Below are 16,427 nucleotides of genomic sequence, written 5' to 3' on the forward strand. Positions count from 1 at the left end.
GTCGGCATGTCTGTGGCACAGTCCGTCGGGTCCCGGGTCCCCACGCAGGCCGAGGCCGGGCCGCGTCTGGCCGAGGGCGAGATCGCCGACGGCTTCCCCCGGCTCTGGGTCGAGTTCACCGACCCCGCCGACCAGGACCAGGTGTTCCGCTGCGACCTGACCTGGCTCACCTCGCGGTGGACCTGCCTGTTCGGGGCAGGGTGCCGCGGCCTCTACGCCGGGCGGCCGGACGACGGCTGCTGCACCCTGGGGGCCCACTTCAGTGCACCCGAGGACGAGCAGCGGGTCGCTGGCTGGGTCGACCACCTCGACGACACGCTGTGGCAGTACGCCGGGGCACACGGCACCGATCCGGACGGCACCCCGTGGTCGGCCCGGCGGGACTGGGCCGTCGAGGTGGCCGAGGAACACGATCCGGCCGAGGACACCGAGCCGGCGGAGGCCGCGGAGGCCGGGACCGGTTCCACGGTCGAACGGGCCACCCGGCTGGTCGCCGGCGCCTGCATCTTCCTCAACCGCCCCGGATTCGCCGGCGGCCCCGGCTGCGCCCTGCACCACCTGGCGACCCGGACCGGGGTGTCGATCACGCAGACCAAGCCGGACGTGTGCTGGCAGCTGCCGATCCGGCGACTGTTCCGCGAGGTCGAGCGCGGTGACGGCTCGACCTACACCGAGGTGAGCATCGGGGAGTACGTCCGCTCCGGCTGGGGCGACGGCGGCCACGAGTTCGACTGGTACTGCACCTCGACCCCGGCCGCCCACCGCGCTGCCGAGCCCGTCCACCGCTCGCTCGCCGCCGAACTGACCGCACTGATGGGCCCGGCCGGGTATGCCGTCCTGGCCCGGCACTGCGCGGAACTGGAGGCGTCCCCGCTGGCCCTGACCGGTCATCCGGCGACCCGCGCCGGACAGGACCTCTTATCACACAGGTCTTGACATCCACGTCCGGGCCCCCGTGAAAAGACACGATCCCCGAGGGCGCACAATGGCTCCATGCATGTAGACCACCTCTCGTACGCCGCCGGGCCGGAGGGACTCCTGGCCTCAGCCCAGTTCCTCAGCGACGCGCTCGGGGTGGACTCCCGCGACGGAGGCTTCCACCCGCGGTTCGGCACCCGCAACCGCCTGATTCCCCTTGCCGACGGCCGGTACATCGAGATCGTCGAGGTGCTGGACCATCCCGCCGCGGATAAGGCGCCGTTCGGACAGGTCGTCCGGGCCCGCTCCGAGGAGGGCGGCGGCTGGATGTCCTGGGCGGTCGCCATCGACGACCTGTCCGCCTACGAGGCCAAGCTCGGCCGCGAGGCGGCGGTCGGCACCCGCCGGTTCCCCGACGGGCGTCAGCTCGAATGGCGCCAGCTCGGGATCAAGGGCCTCCAGGCCGACCCGCAGCTGCCCTTCTTCATCCGCTGGATCAGCGCCGACGAGCTGCTCCCGGCCGCCCTGTCCGCCGAGGGCCGTACGGTGTCGCTGCGGTCCCTCGAGCTGTCGGGTGATCCGGCCCGGCTCACCGACTGGCTCGGCGGCGACCCGGACATCCTGCTGGAGGGCTTCCACCTGGAGTGGACCAGCCGGCACGGTCAGCCCGGCATCATGTCCGCCACCTTCAAGACCCCGCGCGGTCTGGTGACCATCTGACCCAGCGGCCTCCCGCTGCCCCATCCGGGCTTCGCCCCGCCGGTCGTCCGCCGTCCCGAGGGGTGTGACACTCCCTCGGGACGGCGTCGCGGTTGACGTACGATCAGGGACTCAGGACGTCCCGAGGAGAACGCATGTCGCTGACGCTGCGCCCGCACATCGCGAGCATGCCGCCCTACCGGGCGGGTCGCTCGCCGAAACCGGGACCGGACGGCCGGGCCTGGAAGGTCTCCAGCAACGAGAACCCGTACGGCCCGTTGCCGGGGGTGCTGGAGGCGGTGTCGCGGTCGCTGACCGAGATGAACCGTTACCCCGACGCCGGCAACACCGAGATCACCGCCGCGGTGGCGACCCGCCACGGGCTGGACGAGGACCGGCTGGCGTTCGGCACCGGCTCGGTCGAGGTGCTGGCCCACCTGCTCGAGGCCACCTGTGGCCCCGGCGACGAGGTCGTCTACGCCTGGCGCAGCTTCGAGGCCTACCCGCTGGCGGTCCAGGTGCTCGGCGCCCGTTCGGTGCCGATCCCGCTGACCGCGACCGGGGAGCACGACCTGACGGCAATGCTCGCCGCGATCACCCCCCGTACCCGGGTGGTGATGGTGTGCACCCCGAACAACCCGACCGGGCCGGCGGTCCGGCACGACGACCTGGTGGCCTTCCTCCGCGCGGTCCGTGACGACATCGTGGTGATCGTCGACGAGGCGTACGTGGAGTACGTCACCGATCCGGACGCCACCCGCGGCCTGGAGCTGTTCGACGTGCACCCGGGGGTGGTGTCGCTGCGGACCTTCTCCAAGGCGTACGGCCTGGCCGCCCTGCGGGTCGGCTGGATGGCGGCGGCCGATCCGGCGCTGGCCCGGGCGGTGCGCGGCGCCACCATGCCGTTCGCGATCTCCGCCCCCGCCCAGACCGGGGTGCTGGCCTCCCTGGAGGCCGAGCCCGAGCTGATCGGCCGGGTCCGGGTGACGGTCCACGAGCGCGACCGGATCGCCGAGGAGCTGCGCCGACTGGGGCATCCGATCCCGGCCACCCAGGGCAACTTCGTCTGGTTCCCCGCCGGTGAGCTGACCCATGTCTGGTTCGACGCCTTCCGCGAGGCGGGCCTGATGACCCGCGCGTTCCCCGGGGAGGGGCTGCGGGTGTCGATCGCCGAGCCGGACGCCAACGACCGCATCCTCGAGGTGGCCGGCACGCTGCTCGGCTGAGCGACCGGGGCCGCGGGTGTCAGTGGCCCGTCCTAGGCTGCAGCCATGTCTCGACCGAAGACCGCCGCCCGTGATCCGTACGTCTGTTCCGAGTGCGGGTGGACCACCGCCAAATGGGTCGGCCGCTGCGGGGAGTGCCAGCAGTGGGGCACCGTCGTGGAGCAAGGGGTGCGCACCGGGTCGCTGTCCCGGGCGACCCGGCCGGTCGCGCCGAGTCACCAGGCGGTGCCCATCTCGGAAGTGCGGGGCGAGGCTGCCCACCGTACGGTGACCGGGGTCGGCGAGCTCGACCGGGTCCTCGGCGGCGGACTGGTCCCCGGCGCGGTGGTGTTGCTGGCCGGTGAGCCCGGTGTCGGCAAGTCCACCCTGCTGCTGGAGGTCGCGGCGGCCTGGGCGCAGCGGGGGCGCCGGACCCTCTACGTCACCGGCGAGGAGTCCGCGGCCCAGGTGCGGATGCGCGCCGAACGGACCGGCGACCTCTCCGAGCAGCTCTACCTGGCCGCGGAGACCGACCTGGCGACCGTGCTCGGCCACCTCGAGCAGGTCTCCCCCAGCCTGCTGGTGGTCGATTCGGTGCAGACGATGGTGGCGGAGGGCGCCGACGGCACCGCCGGCGGCGTCACCCAGGTGCGAGCGGTGACCGCGGAACTGGTCCGGGTCGCGAAGCTGCATCACCTGGCGGTGATCATCGTCGGTCACGTCACCAAGGACGGCTCGATCGCCGGCCCGCGGACCCTGGAGCATCTGGTGGATGTGGTGCTGAGCTTCGAGGGGGACCGGCACTCGGGGTTCCGGATGGTCCGGGCGACGAAGAACCGGTTCGGCGCCGCGGACGAGGTGGGCTGCTTCGAGATGCGGGAGAACGGGATCGTCGAGGTGCCCGATCCCTCGGGACTGTTCACCTCGACCACCGGCGGGGACCGGACCGTGCCGGGCACCTGCATCACCGTCACCGTCGAGGGGCGCCGCCCGCTGCTCGCCGAGATCCAGTCCCTGGTGGCGACCTCGCCGCTGCAGATCCCCCGGCGGACGAACCACGGAGTCGACTCCTCGCGGGTGGCGATGCTCACCGCGGTGCTGGAGCGGCGGGCCGCCCAGCCGCTGGGCAACAAGGACGTGTACGTCTCCACCGTCGGCGGGGCCCGGGTCGTCGACCCGGCGGCGGACCTGGCGATCGCGCTGGCGATCGCCTCCGCCACCCGGGACATCGCGCCGCCCCCGGGCCTGATGGCCCTGGGCGAGATCGGCCTGGCCGGGGAACTGCGTCGGGTGCCTGGTGCCTCCCGGCGGGTCGCCGAGGCGATCCGGCTCGGTTTCCGCACCGTCCTGGTGCCGGCCGGGTCGGAGGAGGAGCTGGGCCGGCTGCCCGGCACCGTACGGGTCCTGGGGGTCGACTCGGTGCTGGCCGCCCTGGACCTGTTCGGCCTGGTCGGCGGCCACTGACCGCGACCCCGTAGACTGAACCCGACGGATCGACCCCACGACGACGGGTCGACACCCAGGACGAGAGGGCCCGGTGACCGCGGAGGACCAGCAGGGCCGCACACGGCGGTTCCGGGCACTGACCGCCCCCGGGACCCCGCTGCGGAACGGACTCGATCGGATCGTCAAGGGTCGGACCGGGGGCCTCGTCGTGCTCGGCCTGAACCGCGAGGTCGAGGGGCTGATGACCGGCGGCTTCCACCTCGACGCACCCGTCACGCCGCAGAACCTGCGTGAACTGGCGAAGCTGGACGGCGCCATCGTGCTGAGCGCCGACCTGTCCCGGATCGTCGCGGCGGGGGTCCAGCTGATGCCCGATCCGGGGTACGACACGGTGGAGACCGGCACCCGGCACCGGACCGCGGACCGGGTGTCACGGCAGACCGGCGTGCCGACGGTCTCGGTGTCGGCCTCGATGCAGGTGATCAGCCTGTTCATCGACGGGGAACGGCTCAGCATCCCTGATCCCGGCGCGATCCTCGGCCGGGCGGACCAGGGGCTGCGTACGCTCGAGCGCTACACCAACCGGCTGGCCGAGGTCACCGACCATCTGTCCGCCCTCGAGATCCGCGACCAGGTGACCGTCCGCGACGTCGCCGTGGTGCTGCAGCGGCTGGAGATGGTCCACCGGATCCAGGACGAGTTGCGGGACTACGTGATCGAGCTCGGCACCGAGGGTCGGCTGATCGACCTGCAGATCCGGGAGCTGGAGTCCGGGCTGGACAACATCGCCGAGTTGCTCATCGAGGACTACCGAGACGAACCGAACGGGGTGGCCTTCGACCTGACCGATCTGTCCGGGCTGAGCACCACCGATCTGGTCGACCTGACGACGATCGAACGGGCGGTGGGGTTCGGCACCACCGACCTGGAGGCGCAGCTGTACCCGCGCGGCTACCGTCAGCTGTCCCGGATCAGTTCGTTGCCGCGGGCGGTGGCGGCCCGGTTGTTGGACCACTTCGGGTCACTGCAGGAGATCTTCGCCGCCTCGCTGGGCGATCTGCAGGCCGTCGACGGGGTCGGCCTGCGACGGGCCCGGGCGATCCGCGATGCGCTGGCCTGGATGGCCGAATCGGAGTTCGACGAACTCGCCTGACCGATCGTCGCGAACGCACCGCCGTCGACCGTTGACGGGTCACCCCGGCGACGGCCACCGATCAGCGCAGCCCCATCACCTTCTTGGCCGTCGCGGCACCCCGGTACTCGGCGGTGGCGACGTACGTCCCCGCCGTGATGTCCTTCGAGCCGAGCTTGCAGCCGGGGTAGGACCGCCGGCCGGGCCAGTCGACGGTGACGGAGATCGATTCCCCCGGCTTGACCTCCGCCGGGCTCTTCGCCTGCAGCCAGGCGTCGCAGTCGGCGGAGGACCAGATCCGGTCGCTGCCGGAGACGACCTTCAGCTCGAAGACCGACTTGTCCACCCCGATCGTGCAGGGACCGGACGAGCCGTTGGTCAGCTGGGTGGTGAAACTGGTCTTCTGGCCGATCCCGGCCCCGCTACCACCGCTCAGGGCCACCCTGATGTCGGCCGCCTGGCAAGCGGCCGGGGCGACCGGGGTCTTCGCCTCCGTCGGGCGGGTCGCCTCGGCCGAGGACTCGGCGGCGGGCGTGGCGTCCGGTGCTGCGGTCGGGGTCCCGGACGAGGTGGGCGTGGGAGTCGGAGTGCTGAGCACGAGCGGGGTGGGGCTGCCTGTCGGCACCGCGGTGCCCGCGGTCCGGCCGGGGCGGGCGAACGCCACGATGATCAGCACCACGACCACCAGCACGACGCCGATCGTGGCGCGGCGCATCCAGTAGACCTGCGGGTCCTCCGGCCCGACCGGGTGCAGCATTCCACTCATGGGGCCACCCTACGGAAGCCGGTCGCGCCGCCACCGGAGGCGCGCCCGGCGCTGTCCGGGACCGCCTACGCCGGATCCGGGACCGCCTACGCTGGATCGGTGCCAGCCGACCGCGTCGAGATGCCGACCGTCCACCCGCCCGTCCCGGGCCCCGCCGTCCCCGAACCGGAGCCAACGGACGAGGCTCCGGCAGCGGCGCAGGTCGTCGGGCGGGTCCTCGACTGGTACGCGGTCCACGCCCGGGACCTGCCGTGGCGTCGCCCGGAGTGCTCGGCCTGGGGCGTGATGGTGAGCGAGTTCATGTTGCAGCAGACGCCGGTGGCCCGAGTCCTCGGCCCCTGGGCGACCTGGATGGACCAGTGGCCGACGCCGGCCGCGCTGGCCGCCGCGCCCGCCGGCGAGGCGATCCGGATGTGGGGCCGGCTCGGCTATCCGCGTCGCGCCCTGCGGCTGCACCGTACGGCCCAGGCGATCGTCGAGCGGCACGACGGGCGGGTGCCAGGGACCGAGGCCGAGCTGCGGGCTCTCCCCGGGGTCGGCGAGTACACCGCGGCCGCCGTGGCGGCGTTCGCGCACCGCCGGCGGACCGTGGTGGTCGACACGAACGTCCGCCGGCTGCTGGCCCGCCTGGTCCGTGGCGACGCCCAGGCGCCGGCCCACCCGCGGGCGGCGGAGCGGGCCCTCGCCGCAGAGCACGTCCCGGACGACCCGGAGCGGGCGGCGACCTGGGCGGTGTCCTCGATGGAGCTGGGCGCGCTCGTCTGCACCGCCCGGACCCCGCACTGCGAGACCTGCCCGGTCGCCGACCTGTGCGCCTGGCATCTCGCCGGCCACCCCGAAGGGACGTACGCGCCCCGCACCCAGTCGTACGAGGGGACGGACCGGCAGTGCCGCGGCGCACTGCTCGCGGTGCTGCGGGAGGCCGAGACCCCGGTCCCGACCATCGAGCTGCGCAGGGCCTGGCCGGCGCGCCGGGCGGCCGACCCGGATCAGTTCGATCGCGCGCTGGCCGGTCTGGCCGGGGACGGCCTGGTCGCCGCGCTCGACGCCGAGCACTGGACCCTGCCGACCGGCTGACCGGGTCAGACCGAACACACGCCCGCCACCCTATCGACCGGTCCGACCCGGGCACGCGACGGGGCCCCGGCGCAGGTCGTCCTGCACCGGGGCCCCGTCACTCGCTCAGTTCGCGGCCTGGTCGCCCTCGGGCTGGTGGCCCTCCGGGGAACCCTCCAGCTCCACCGGCGGGGTGTCCGGCACGTCGGACTGCGGCACGCCGCGGAACACGAACGGGTCCTCCGACCCTTCCGGCGCCACGTCGACCAGCACGACCTCGCCCGGCTTCAGGTCGCCGAACAGGATCTTCTCCGCCATCGGATCCTCCACGTCGCGCTGCAGGGCGCGGCGCAGCGGACGGGCGCCGAGCACCGGGTCGAAGCCCCGCTGGGCCACCAGGTCCTTCGCGGCGGGCGTGAGCTCGATGCCCATGTGCTTGTCGCGCAGCCGCTCCTCCACCTGCGCCACCATCAGGTCGACGATCGACTTGATGTTGTCCAGGGTGAGCTGGTGGAAGACGATGACCTCGTCGATGCGGTTCAGGAACTCCGGGCGGAAGTGCTGCTTGAGCTCCTCGGAGACCTTGGCCTTCATCTTCTCGTACGATGTCTCGTCGCTGGCACCGGTGGAGAACCCGAGGCTGACCGACTTGTTGATGTCCCGCGAGCCGAGGTTCGTCGTCATCACGATGATCGTGTTCTTGAAGTCCACGACCCGGCCCTGCGCGTCGGTGAGCCGACCCTCGTCGAGGATCTGCAGCAGCGAGTTGAAGATGTCGGGGTGGGCCTTCTCGATCTCGTCGAAGAGCACCACGGAGAACGGCTTACGGCGCACCTTCTCGGTGAGCTGGCCGCCCTCCTCGTAGCCGACGTAGCCGGGCGGGGACCCGAACAGTCGCGAGGCGGTGTGCTTCTCGGAGTACTCGGACATGTCGAGCTGGATCAGCGCGTCCTCGTCACCGAACAGGAACTCGGTCAGCGCCTTGGTCAGCTCCGTCTTGCCGACGCCCGAGGGGCCGGCGAAGATGAACGAACCGGACGGACGTCGCGGGTCCTTCAGCCCGGCGCGGGTACGGCGGATCGACCGGGACAACGACCGCACCGCATCGGTCTGGCCGATGTAGCGCTTGCCGATCTCGGCCTCCATGTTGAGCAGCCGGCTCGACTCCTCCTCGGTGAGGCGGAACACCGGGATGCCGGTCGCGCTGGACAGCACCTCGGCGACCGCCTCCTCGTCGACCTGCGGGGTGACGGTGGCATCCCCGACCTTCCAGGCCTCCTCCTTGGCGGCACGCTGGGTGAGCAGCTTCTTCTCGTCGTCGCGCAGCGACGCGGCCCGCTCGAAGTCCTGCTGGTCGATCGCGGCTTCCTTCTCGACCCGGACCTTGGCGATCCGCTCGTCGAACTCACGCAGGTCCGGCGGTGCCGTCATCCGCTTGATCCGGAGCCGGGCGCCGGCCTCGTCGATCAGGTCGATCGCCTTGTCCGGCAGGAACCGGTCGGAGACATAGCGGTCGGACATCGTCGCGGCCGCCACCAGGGCGTCGTCGGTGATGGTGATCCGGTGGTGCGCCTCGTACTTGTCCCGCAGGCCCTTGAGGATGTCGATGGTCTCGGCGATCGACGGCTCCGGCACCTGGATCGGCTGGAACCGGCGCTCCAGCGCGGCGTCCTTCTCGATGTACTTGCGGTACTCGTCGAGGGTGGTGGCACCGATCGTCTGCAGCTCACCGCGGGCCAGCATCGGCTTCAGGATGCTGGCGGCGTCGATCGCCCCCTCGGCGGCACCCGCACCGACCAGGGTGTGGATCTCGTCGATGAACAACACGATGTCGCCACGGGTCTTGATCTCCTTGAGCACCTTCTTCAGGCGCTCCTCGAAGTCACCGCGGTAGCGGGAACCGGCGACCAGGGAGCCCAGGTCGAGGGTGTAGATCTGCTTGTCCCGCAGGGTCTCCGGGACGTCACCGCGGACCACGGCCTGGGCCAAGCCCTCGACCACCGCGGTCTTGCCGACGCCGGGCTCACCGATCAGCACCGGATTGTTCTTGGTCCGGCGAGAGAGCACGGTCATCACCCGCTCCATCTCGGTGTCGCGCCCGATCACCGGGTCCAGCTTGCCCTCACGGGCCAGCTGGGTGAGGTTGCGGCCGAACTTGTCGAGCTCCGCCGAGGACGCGGGGGTCGCGGCCCCCACCCCGGCGGTCTGCGGCTCGCCGGCCTCCGCGCCGCCGACCTCGCGGCCCTGGTAGCCGGAGAGCAGCTGGAGCACCGTCGACCGGACCCGGTTGAGATCGGCGCCGAGCTTCACCAGCACCTGGGCGGCGACGCCCTCCCCCTCACGGATCAGGCCGAGCAGGATGTGCTCGGTGCCGATGTAGGAATGGTTGAGCTGGAGCGCCTCCCTCAGGGACAACTCCAGGACCTTCTTGGCACGCGGGGTGAAGGGGATGTGCCCCTTCGGCGCCTGTTGCCCCTCACCGATGATCTCGACGACCTTCTCGCGCACCGCCTCCAGGGAGATGCCGAGCTGTTCCAGGGCCTTGGCGGCGACGCCCTCACCCTCGTGGATCAGGCCCAACAGCAGGTGCTCGGTGCCGATGTAGTTGTGGTTCAGGGCGCGTGCTTCGTCTTGGGCGAGCACGACCACTCGTCGGGCTCGATCGGTGAAGCGCTCGAACATAGAATCTCCTCCGTCTGCGGCCGGCCTGGTGGCCGGAACGCCGTACGCCGGCCCGGGGGCCGGAGTGCGTCAAGTCTAGTAACTCGCCGACGGCCCACAATGTTCCCGGTCGGACCGCCTGTTCGCCTCCAGCGCAATCCGTTCCGGCGTCGGAGCGGTCGGGGCGGTACCCGGGAGCCCGTCCCGACGCCGGGACGACCGACGGGACGGGCAGGCCCGGCGAATCACCGCGCGACCGTGCGGGAAGCGATCAGGAATGTGCTTCCTCGTACGCGGCCCGAACATTCGCGGGAACCCGCCCACGCGCCGAAACCTCGATTCCTTGTTCCCTGGCCCATTCCCGGATCTCGGTGGCCGTCGGCCCCTCCGATTCCTTCGGGGCGGGTACGGCGCCGGTCCGCCGGACCGCGCGGCGACCGCTGATGCGGCGGGCGTGGGTAATCCACGGGGCTACCGCTTCCTGCAGCTCGGTGTAGTGCTCGGCATTGAGGTCGATCTCGTAGGACACGCCTTCGAACGTGAAGGACACCTCATGCTCCGCGGGAGACTTGTCAACATCGTCCTCGAGGACGATCTGGGTGCGACGGGCCATCGTGTGCCTTTCTGTGGTGCCCGGGGACGGGCATCGTCGTGGGGGGATCATCGGTGAACGCGGTACGCGGACGGGAGTCGGACCGCGGAAGCGTTCCACCGCGACACCACGATAATACTTCCAACAATGGATGTGCGGAATAGACACCTATTCCGGAATCAGGATCCCGACCGGAGGGTCGGGATTTCTCGGACCTGTGAGGTGGCTATGGATTGGCGGGACGAATGGTGGGTCGCCTCGACCGGGCCCGACGGATTCTGGTGGCACGAGGTGCCGGCCCGGCATTTCCGGACCTCGGCCGGTGAACGGGGCGATCCGGCGGCCGCCGGGGAAATGGTCCGGATCATCCTGGCGACGATCGTCCTGGCGACGGTCGGGAAGTCACCCGGTCCGCAGTCGGCGCCGATCATCGGCCTGGTCGATCTCGGTGCCGGCGACGGTGCCCTGCTGCGGGCGGTGGCGGCGGCGCGTCCGGACTGGGCGCTGCTCGGCATCGACGTACGGCCCGGTCCGGCGGACCTGCCGCCCGGGTGCGACTGGTGCCGCGCCGCCTGGGACGTACGTTCCGGCTACTGGACCGGGCCGGACGGCCGGCCCGGTCCGGCTCCGTGGAGCGACCTGGCGACCCGGGGTGCGTTGCTGGTGGTGGCGCACGAATGGCTCGACGAGCTGCCCTGCCGGGTCGCGCGGCGGACGCCCGACGGCTGGGAGCTGCTCGGGCCGGACGGCCCGACCGGGCGGTCCCCGGCCGCCGATGAGCTGGCCTGGTTGGCCGCCTGGGCGGGCTCCGCCCGGGTGGCGGAGATCGGGCTGACCCGCGACCGGGCCTGGGCCTCCGTCGCCGACAGCCTGCCATGGGGCGGGGTGCTGGTCGCCGTCGACTACGGCCACCGACGCGAGGACCGGCCGACGGCCGGCGGTCTGCTGGGCTATCGCAACGGGCACCGGGTCCCGCCGGTCGCCGACGGCCGGACCAACCTCAGCGCCCCGGTGGCGGTCGACGCGCTGGCGGCGGCCGTCGAGTCACGGCCCGGGGTGCGGCGACGCGAGATCAGCCGGCAGCGGAATCTGGTCACCCGGTCGGCCCCGGTGTCCCGCCCGTCCCCGGCACCCCAGCCGGACCCGGCCGCACCGCGGGCCACCCTCGCCGCGCTGGTCGCCGCCAACCGGCGCCGGCTGCTCGCCGACCCGGACCGCTGGGGGGCGAACTGGTGGCTGGTGCACACTGTCGATGCCCGGCTCCCGGCAGCCGGGTCCTAGGCTGTGGGGCATGTCGTCACTGCGCGTCCTGGTCGGATCGGCTGCGCCCGGGGCACTGCCGGGCGGACAGGTCCCCGACGGCACCCTGCTGCTCGACCTCGGCCCGGACCATCCCAGCCGGGCCGGGCTGCTGGAGCTGGAGCTGTGGACCGACCCGGCCGGCGAGCGGATCGACCGGGCGGACGTCCAGGTGGGGGCGATGCACCGCGGGGTCGAGAAGCTGTTCGAGGTCCGCGACTACCGCCAGATCCTGATGCTGGCCGACCGGCACGACTGGCAGGCACCGTTCGCCGGGGAGCTCACCGTCGCGCTGGCCTGCGAGGAGCTGCTGGGGATGACGGTGCCGCCACGGGCGGTGTGGCTGCGTACGCTGCTCGCCGAGCACACCCGGATCGCCTCGCACCTGGGTTTCCTCGGCTACCTCACCCACCGCACCGATCCGGCCGATCGGCGGCTGGCCGGGCTGCGCGAGGACCTGCGAGAGCAGCTGCGTACGCTCACCGGCAACCGGGTGCACCCGATGGTCACCCGGATCGGTGGGCTCGCCGCGGACGCCGACGAGGCCTGGCTCGACGCGGAGCTCGCCGTCGTCGATCGGGCCCGGCAGCTGGCCACCGAGCTGCGGGCCCTGCTCGACGCGGACTGGGCACACGCCGCCGGGGTCGCCCCGCTCGGCGCCGAGCTGGCCCGGGCGTACGGAGTGACCGGGCCGGCCTGTCGCGCGGCCGGGGAGGACCTCGATCTGCGGCGCCAACGGCCCTACCTCGGCTACGCCGAGCTCGACGTGCCGGCGGCTCCGGCGGCCGGGGCCGGGGATGCCCAGGCCCGGTTCCGGCTGCTGGCCGCCGAGGTGGGCACCGGCGCCGCCCTGGTGGCGGCCTGCGCCGAGCGGCTGCGTACACTCGACGGTCCGGTCGCCCAGGCCCTGCCGAAGATCATCAAGCTGCCCGACGACGAAGGCTACCTGGCGACCGAGGCCCCACTGGGACAGGCCGGGGCGCACCTGGTCTCCCGCGGGGACAGGACGCCATGGCGGCTCCATCTGCGCACCCCGTCCTTCGCCACCGTGTCGGCGCTGCCGGCGGTGCTGCCCGGGGTCCGGGTGGCCGATCTGGAGCTGGCGCTGGCCTCGCTGGGCTACGTGGTCGGGGACATCGACCGGTGACGTCAGCCGACCGGCAGGTCACCGCCGCCGGTGGCCGCGGCCACCGCCGCCACCCGGGCCCGTAGCCCGGTCGAGTCCCGCCGGGCCTCGGTCGCACTGCGGCGCGGCACCAGCTCCCGCAACCGGTCCATCGCCTGGCGGGAATCGCCCACCTGCTGCTCGATCCGCGGCACCAGGGTGCCGATCGACTCCGGGAGGGTCCGACCGGCGGCCATCGCCCGCCAGGCATCCATCAGGTCGACGGGGATCTGCAGCAGTCCGGCGGCCTCCTCCACCTGCTGGCGGGCGTGCGCACGGGCGCGGGAATGCTCCGCCAGCCGCGTCTCCATCTCGTCGATCCGCTCCACCAGCGCCTGGCACAGGCTGCGAATGGCCGGCAGGGCCCGGTCGGTGCCGGGACCGCCGTCGATCAGCTCGACCAGGAAGCGACCGACCATCTGGGTGAACATCCGGGCCAGGGCGATCTGCATCCGGCTGTCCAGGGCGCCGGCACGGGCGGTGTGCAGATCCTGGATCAGCGCGGTCAGCACGCCGCCGACCTCCTCACCCATCGCGGCCCACAGGTGCAACGGCATCATCAGCGGCACCCAGACGGCGTCGAGGTCGGTGACCGCGGCGATCTGCTGGGCGGTCTCCATCGAGTCCCGGATGGCCTGGTCGAGATGGTCGACGGTGTCGGCCATCCGCTCCGCCGAGTCGGACAGCGCGTCCAGGTCCGCCATCCAGGCGCCGAGTTCGTCGAACACCAGCCGGATCTCGTCGAGCATGGCACGCAGGTCGCCCCGGGCGTCCGGCCGGGCAGGGATCCCGCCGATGGCCTCGTCCAGGGCGGTGACCTCGGCGGGCACCAGGATCCACTGGAGGTCCTGGTAGCTGCCCAGGCCCTGCTGTCGGAGCAGGTCCTCCAGCAACGCGGCGCCCTGGGTCGCCGCCTCCACCCGGCTCGCCCCGGCGGCACGCAGGGCCTGCTCCCGTTCCCCGACCGGCTGGTAGACGGCATCGACCTGGCGCAGCAGATCGGGGCGGCACGGCCGGGAACGCACCGACAGGTAGCCACCGGTCCGCAGCGGGGTGATGGCGGCGAACACGTCGTACCGGCTGCCGTCGGCCGCGAGGTTGTGGACGTAGGCCGCGAACGGCCGGCCGGCCTGCAGGGTGGCCCACATCACTCGGAAGGCGGCACCCGGCATCTGCGGGTGGCGGATGATGTTGTGCGGCGCCCCGATCAACGTGTCCCAGGGGTAGTGGGACAGGCGTACGAAGGTCGTGTTCGCCTCGGCGATCACGCCGCGGTCATCCGTGGTGGAGAAGAACATCTCCTCCGCGGTGAATGACCGTTCCTCTCCCGTCGGCTGCACCATCTGTGAATCTCCCGTGTCCTGGATCCCCCCGAAACAGCCACACGGTACCGAAGCTACCTGAGCTCCGCAGCAGGTGACCAGATCCGGTCCGAACGTTCCGCAGACGGCAACGACAGTCCCCGGGAACAACATGCCGGAGACGACGAAGGTGGGGCCTGCACCAAGTGCAGACCCCACCGTGGGTGGTGCCGGGCTCCGGCGAGGAGCGGATCAGGCGTGCTTGCGCTGCTCCTGCTCGGGGGTCGGGTAGACGAGCGCCTTCATGTCGACGACCGTCGGGTGGTCGCCGTCGGACCACAGTTCCTCGGCCGTCGGCAGTGCGGCCCAGTCGGCGGTGGCCTCCTTGAACGCACCGCGGCGCGGCATGGCGAAGACCTCCGCCTCGTCGCCGACGAGCTTGCGCAGCTCCTGCTGGGCCTTGACCAACTCGTTGCGCAGGGTGAGCAGCTCGACGTCGCGTTCGGCGATGTCCTGGACCAGCTCGCCCTTGACCTTGCGCAGGCTGGCAATCTCCGCGCGCAACGTACGGATCTCGGTGGTCAGGTCGTCGACCCGGCTGGCGATCGCGTTGTTGCGCGCCTCCAGGGAGTTCACCACGGAGATGTTCGACCGGCGCTCGCGGGTCAGCTCGAGACCCTGGGCGCGGGCGGTCTCGAGATCCCGGCGGGCGGTCTCGCGCCGATCGACGGTGGCCTCACGCCAGGCGAGGACCACGCTGGTGACGGCGGTCGCGATGGCGAGCGCCACGCCACCGCGGACCACCCAGATGCCGCCGATGGCCAGGGCGGCCGCGATGACCGCACCCGCCACCAGAACGCCGACGGTCACCTTACGTGCGGGGGAAGAAACGGCACGACGGCCGGAAGCTGCACTACTCACGAAGACGAGACTAGTCGGCCGTGCCAGCACTGGTCTCCCCTGACACGCGTGTCCCTCAGCGTTATCACACTGTGAGGCGCCGGAGCCGGACCGTGCGGCGGCACGGCGCGGCTCCGCCGTGCCGACCGGTGGTCCTGGTCAGGCCTTCCGGTCGTCGCGCCGGCCGGGCCGCTCTCCGCCCCGGCCGTCCAGGTGGTCCTTGTCCTGCGGGACCCGGCAGGCCATCTCCAGGGCGTACCCGGCGGCGGACAGTCCGGCACTGGCCAGCGCCGCAAGTCCGGAGTTCACCACCCGGCCCAGCCCCGCGGCGATCTCCAGCCGGGGCAGGAAGGAGGCGCCGAAGACCAGGTACCCGCCGAACAGCGCGGCGCCCAGCAGCGCCGCCGACTTGCCCAGCACCAGGGAGTAGAGGCCGCGCTCGGGGTTCACCGGCAGTCGGCGGACGTGGACCGTACGCCACATCCGCCAGGCGAGCACCGCGAGGGCGACCGCCGCGACGGCCAGCATCGCGGCGGTCGTCCAGGGCACGTGCATGGGCGTCCGCCCCAGGTTCTCCACCACCGGCCCGAGCAGCCACCCGATCACCCCGCCGAGGAGGACGGCGACCAGCAACGCCCGTGGCGGAGTGGGCAGGATGCTCGGTTCGACCGGCTCCTCGTCCGGTTCGTCCGGCCGGTCCTCGGGCGGCAGCTCTCGGCTCATCCGACGATGCTCTCCGCCACCCGGCGGACACCGTCGGTCCCCAGGTCGGTGAGCAGCGCACTGATCGGGCCACGGCCGGGGATGCTGGCGTCGGGCTCGACGTCGGCCCACGGCGCAAGGACGAACGCCCGCTCGTGGGCGCGCGGGTGCGGCAGGGTGAGCTGCGGCTCGTCGATGATCTTGTCGCCGTAGACGATGATGTCGACGTCGAGTGTCCGCGGTCCCCATCGCACCTCGCGGGTGCGGCCGGCCGCCTCCTCGATCGCGCCGATCCGGGCCAGCATCGCCTCCACCGACTGGGTCGTCTCGGCGACGACGACGATGTTGAGGAAGTCCGGGTTGTCGGCCGGTCCGCCGACGGCGGCGGTCTCGTACACCGGTGAGACCGCGACGACCGTCAGCTCCGGGGTGGCCCCCAGCCGGGTGACCGCCTGCTCCAGGTGGTCGAGGCGGTCGCCGAGGTTGGAACCGACGGAGAACACCACCTTGCGCAGCGCGCGCAAGGAGAGCGTGTCGGCGTTGATCCCGAAGGGAAGGGTGGACATGTCCGTTCCTCTCGTCATA

15 protein-coding genes are annotated in these 16,427 nt (G+C 72.2%); 8 read left to right on the forward strand and 7 right to left on the reverse strand.

Going from position 1 to position 16,427, the window contains the following annotated elements; all coding sequences use genetic code 11:
* Nucleotides 1-6: 6 nt before the first annotated feature.
* From R0145_RS13900 to disA, 5 genes are all read left to right on the forward strand, one after another.
* Entirely contained in the window at nucleotides 7-936 is a 930-nt protein-coding gene (locus tag R0145_RS13900; RefSeq protein ID WP_317837460.1) for a hypothetical protein, read from the forward strand.
* 57 nt (nucleotides 937-993) lie between these two features.
* The gene (locus R0145_RS13905; RefSeq protein WP_317837461.1) at nucleotides 994-1,638 is read left to right on the forward strand and encodes a VOC family protein; all 645 of its coding nucleotides are present in this window, start codon (nucleotides 994-996) and stop codon (nucleotides 1,636-1,638) included.
* A 134-nt stretch (nucleotides 1,639-1,772) separates the two neighbouring features.
* A complete protein-coding gene (locus tag R0145_RS13910) occupies nucleotides 1,773-2,843 on the forward strand; it encodes a histidinol-phosphate transaminase (protein ID WP_317837462.1) in 1,071 nt (356 codons plus the stop codon).
* A 45-nt stretch (nucleotides 2,844-2,888) separates the two neighbouring features.
* Nucleotides 2,889-4,286 carry a DNA repair protein RadA gene (radA, locus tag R0145_RS13915; protein ID WP_317837463.1) on the forward strand — a complete coding sequence of 466 codons (1,398 nt, stop codon included), beginning with the start codon at nucleotides 2,889-2,891 and terminating at the stop codon, nucleotides 4,284-4,286.
* A gap of 73 nt (nucleotides 4,287-4,359) precedes the next feature.
* A complete protein-coding gene (disA, locus tag R0145_RS13920; RefSeq protein ID WP_317837464.1) occupies nucleotides 4,360-5,421 on the forward strand; it encodes a DNA integrity scanning diadenylate cyclase DisA in 1,062 nt (353 codons plus the stop codon).
* A 61-nt stretch (nucleotides 5,422-5,482) separates the two neighbouring features.
* Here disA and R0145_RS13925 read toward each other — a convergent pair whose 3' ends face one another.
* Nucleotides 5,483-6,166 carry a hypothetical protein gene (locus R0145_RS13925; RefSeq protein WP_317837465.1) on the reverse strand — a complete coding sequence of 228 codons (684 nt, stop codon included), beginning with the start codon at nucleotides 6,164-6,166 and terminating at the stop codon, nucleotides 5,483-5,485.
* Nucleotides 6,167-6,265: 99 nt separating this feature from the next.
* On the opposite strand from R0145_RS13925, the gene R0145_RS13930 reads away from it, so the two are divergent.
* On the forward strand, nucleotides 6,266-7,243 hold the full coding sequence (locus R0145_RS13930) for an A/G-specific adenine glycosylase (RefSeq protein WP_317837466.1): 978 nt from the start codon (nucleotides 6,266-6,268) through the stop codon (nucleotides 7,241-7,243).
* 105 nt (nucleotides 7,244-7,348) lie between these two features.
* On the opposite strand, the gene R0145_RS13935 is transcribed toward R0145_RS13930, so the two are convergent.
* Both R0145_RS13935 and R0145_RS13940 read right to left on the reverse strand, forming a co-directional pair.
* Entirely contained in the window at nucleotides 7,349-9,904 is a 2,556-nt protein-coding gene (locus R0145_RS13935) for an ATP-dependent Clp protease ATP-binding subunit (protein ID WP_317837467.1), read from the reverse strand.
* A gap of 250 nt (nucleotides 9,905-10,154) precedes the next feature.
* Nucleotides 10,155-10,496, reverse strand: a complete 342-nt coding sequence (locus tag R0145_RS13940) for an Lsr2 family protein (RefSeq protein WP_317837468.1) — start codon at nucleotides 10,494-10,496, stop codon at nucleotides 10,155-10,157.
* A gap of 207 nt (nucleotides 10,497-10,703) precedes the next feature.
* On the opposite strand from R0145_RS13940, the gene R0145_RS13945 reads away from it, so the two are divergent.
* Together R0145_RS13945 and R0145_RS13950 are read left to right on the forward strand one after the other, a co-directional pair.
* On the forward strand, nucleotides 10,704-11,756 hold the full coding sequence (locus R0145_RS13945) for an SAM-dependent methyltransferase (RefSeq protein ID WP_317837469.1): 1,053 nt from the start codon (nucleotides 10,704-10,706) through the stop codon (nucleotides 11,754-11,756).
* A 10-nt stretch (nucleotides 11,757-11,766) separates the two neighbouring features.
* Nucleotides 11,767-12,921: an NADH-quinone oxidoreductase subunit D gene (locus tag R0145_RS13950; protein ID WP_317837470.1), complete on the forward strand. Its 1,155-nt coding sequence runs from the start codon at nucleotides 11,767-11,769 to the stop codon at nucleotides 12,919-12,921.
* Between the two features lie 2 nt (nucleotides 12,922-12,923).
* Here the strand turns inward: R0145_RS13950 and R0145_RS13955 are convergent, their stop codons facing one another.
* The 4 genes from R0145_RS13955 to folK all read right to left on the reverse strand — a co-directional run bounded on the left by R0145_RS13955 (nucleotide 12,924) and on the right by folK (nucleotide 16,408).
* Nucleotides 12,924-14,282 carry a PAS domain-containing protein gene (locus R0145_RS13955; RefSeq protein ID WP_317837471.1) on the reverse strand — a complete coding sequence of 453 codons (1,359 nt, stop codon included), beginning with the start codon at nucleotides 14,280-14,282 and terminating at the stop codon, nucleotides 12,924-12,926.
* Nucleotides 14,283-14,492: 210 nt separating this feature from the next.
* On the reverse strand, nucleotides 14,493-15,110 hold the full coding sequence (locus R0145_RS13960; protein ID WP_317837472.1) for a hypothetical protein: 618 nt from the start codon (nucleotides 15,108-15,110) through the stop codon (nucleotides 14,493-14,495).
* Nucleotides 15,111-15,299: 189 nt separating this feature from the next.
* Nucleotides 15,300-15,863, reverse strand: a complete 564-nt coding sequence (locus tag R0145_RS13965) for a DUF3180 domain-containing protein (protein WP_317837473.1) — start codon at nucleotides 15,861-15,863, stop codon at nucleotides 15,300-15,302.
* The gene (folK, locus tag R0145_RS13970; RefSeq protein ID WP_317837474.1) at nucleotides 15,860-16,408 is read right to left on the reverse strand and encodes a 2-amino-4-hydroxy-6-hydroxymethyldihydropteridine diphosphokinase; all 549 of its coding nucleotides are present in this window, start codon (nucleotides 16,406-16,408) and stop codon (nucleotides 15,860-15,862) included. The genes R0145_RS13965 and folK overlap by 4 nt, the downstream gene beginning before the upstream one ends.
* Between the last annotated feature and the right edge of the window lie 19 nt (nucleotides 16,409-16,427).

Origin of the sequence: Raineyella sp. W15-4, from assembly GCF_033170155.1 — a bacterium.
Taxonomy (GTDB): Bacteria; Actinomycetota; Actinomycetes; order Propionibacteriales; family Propionibacteriaceae; genus Raineyella.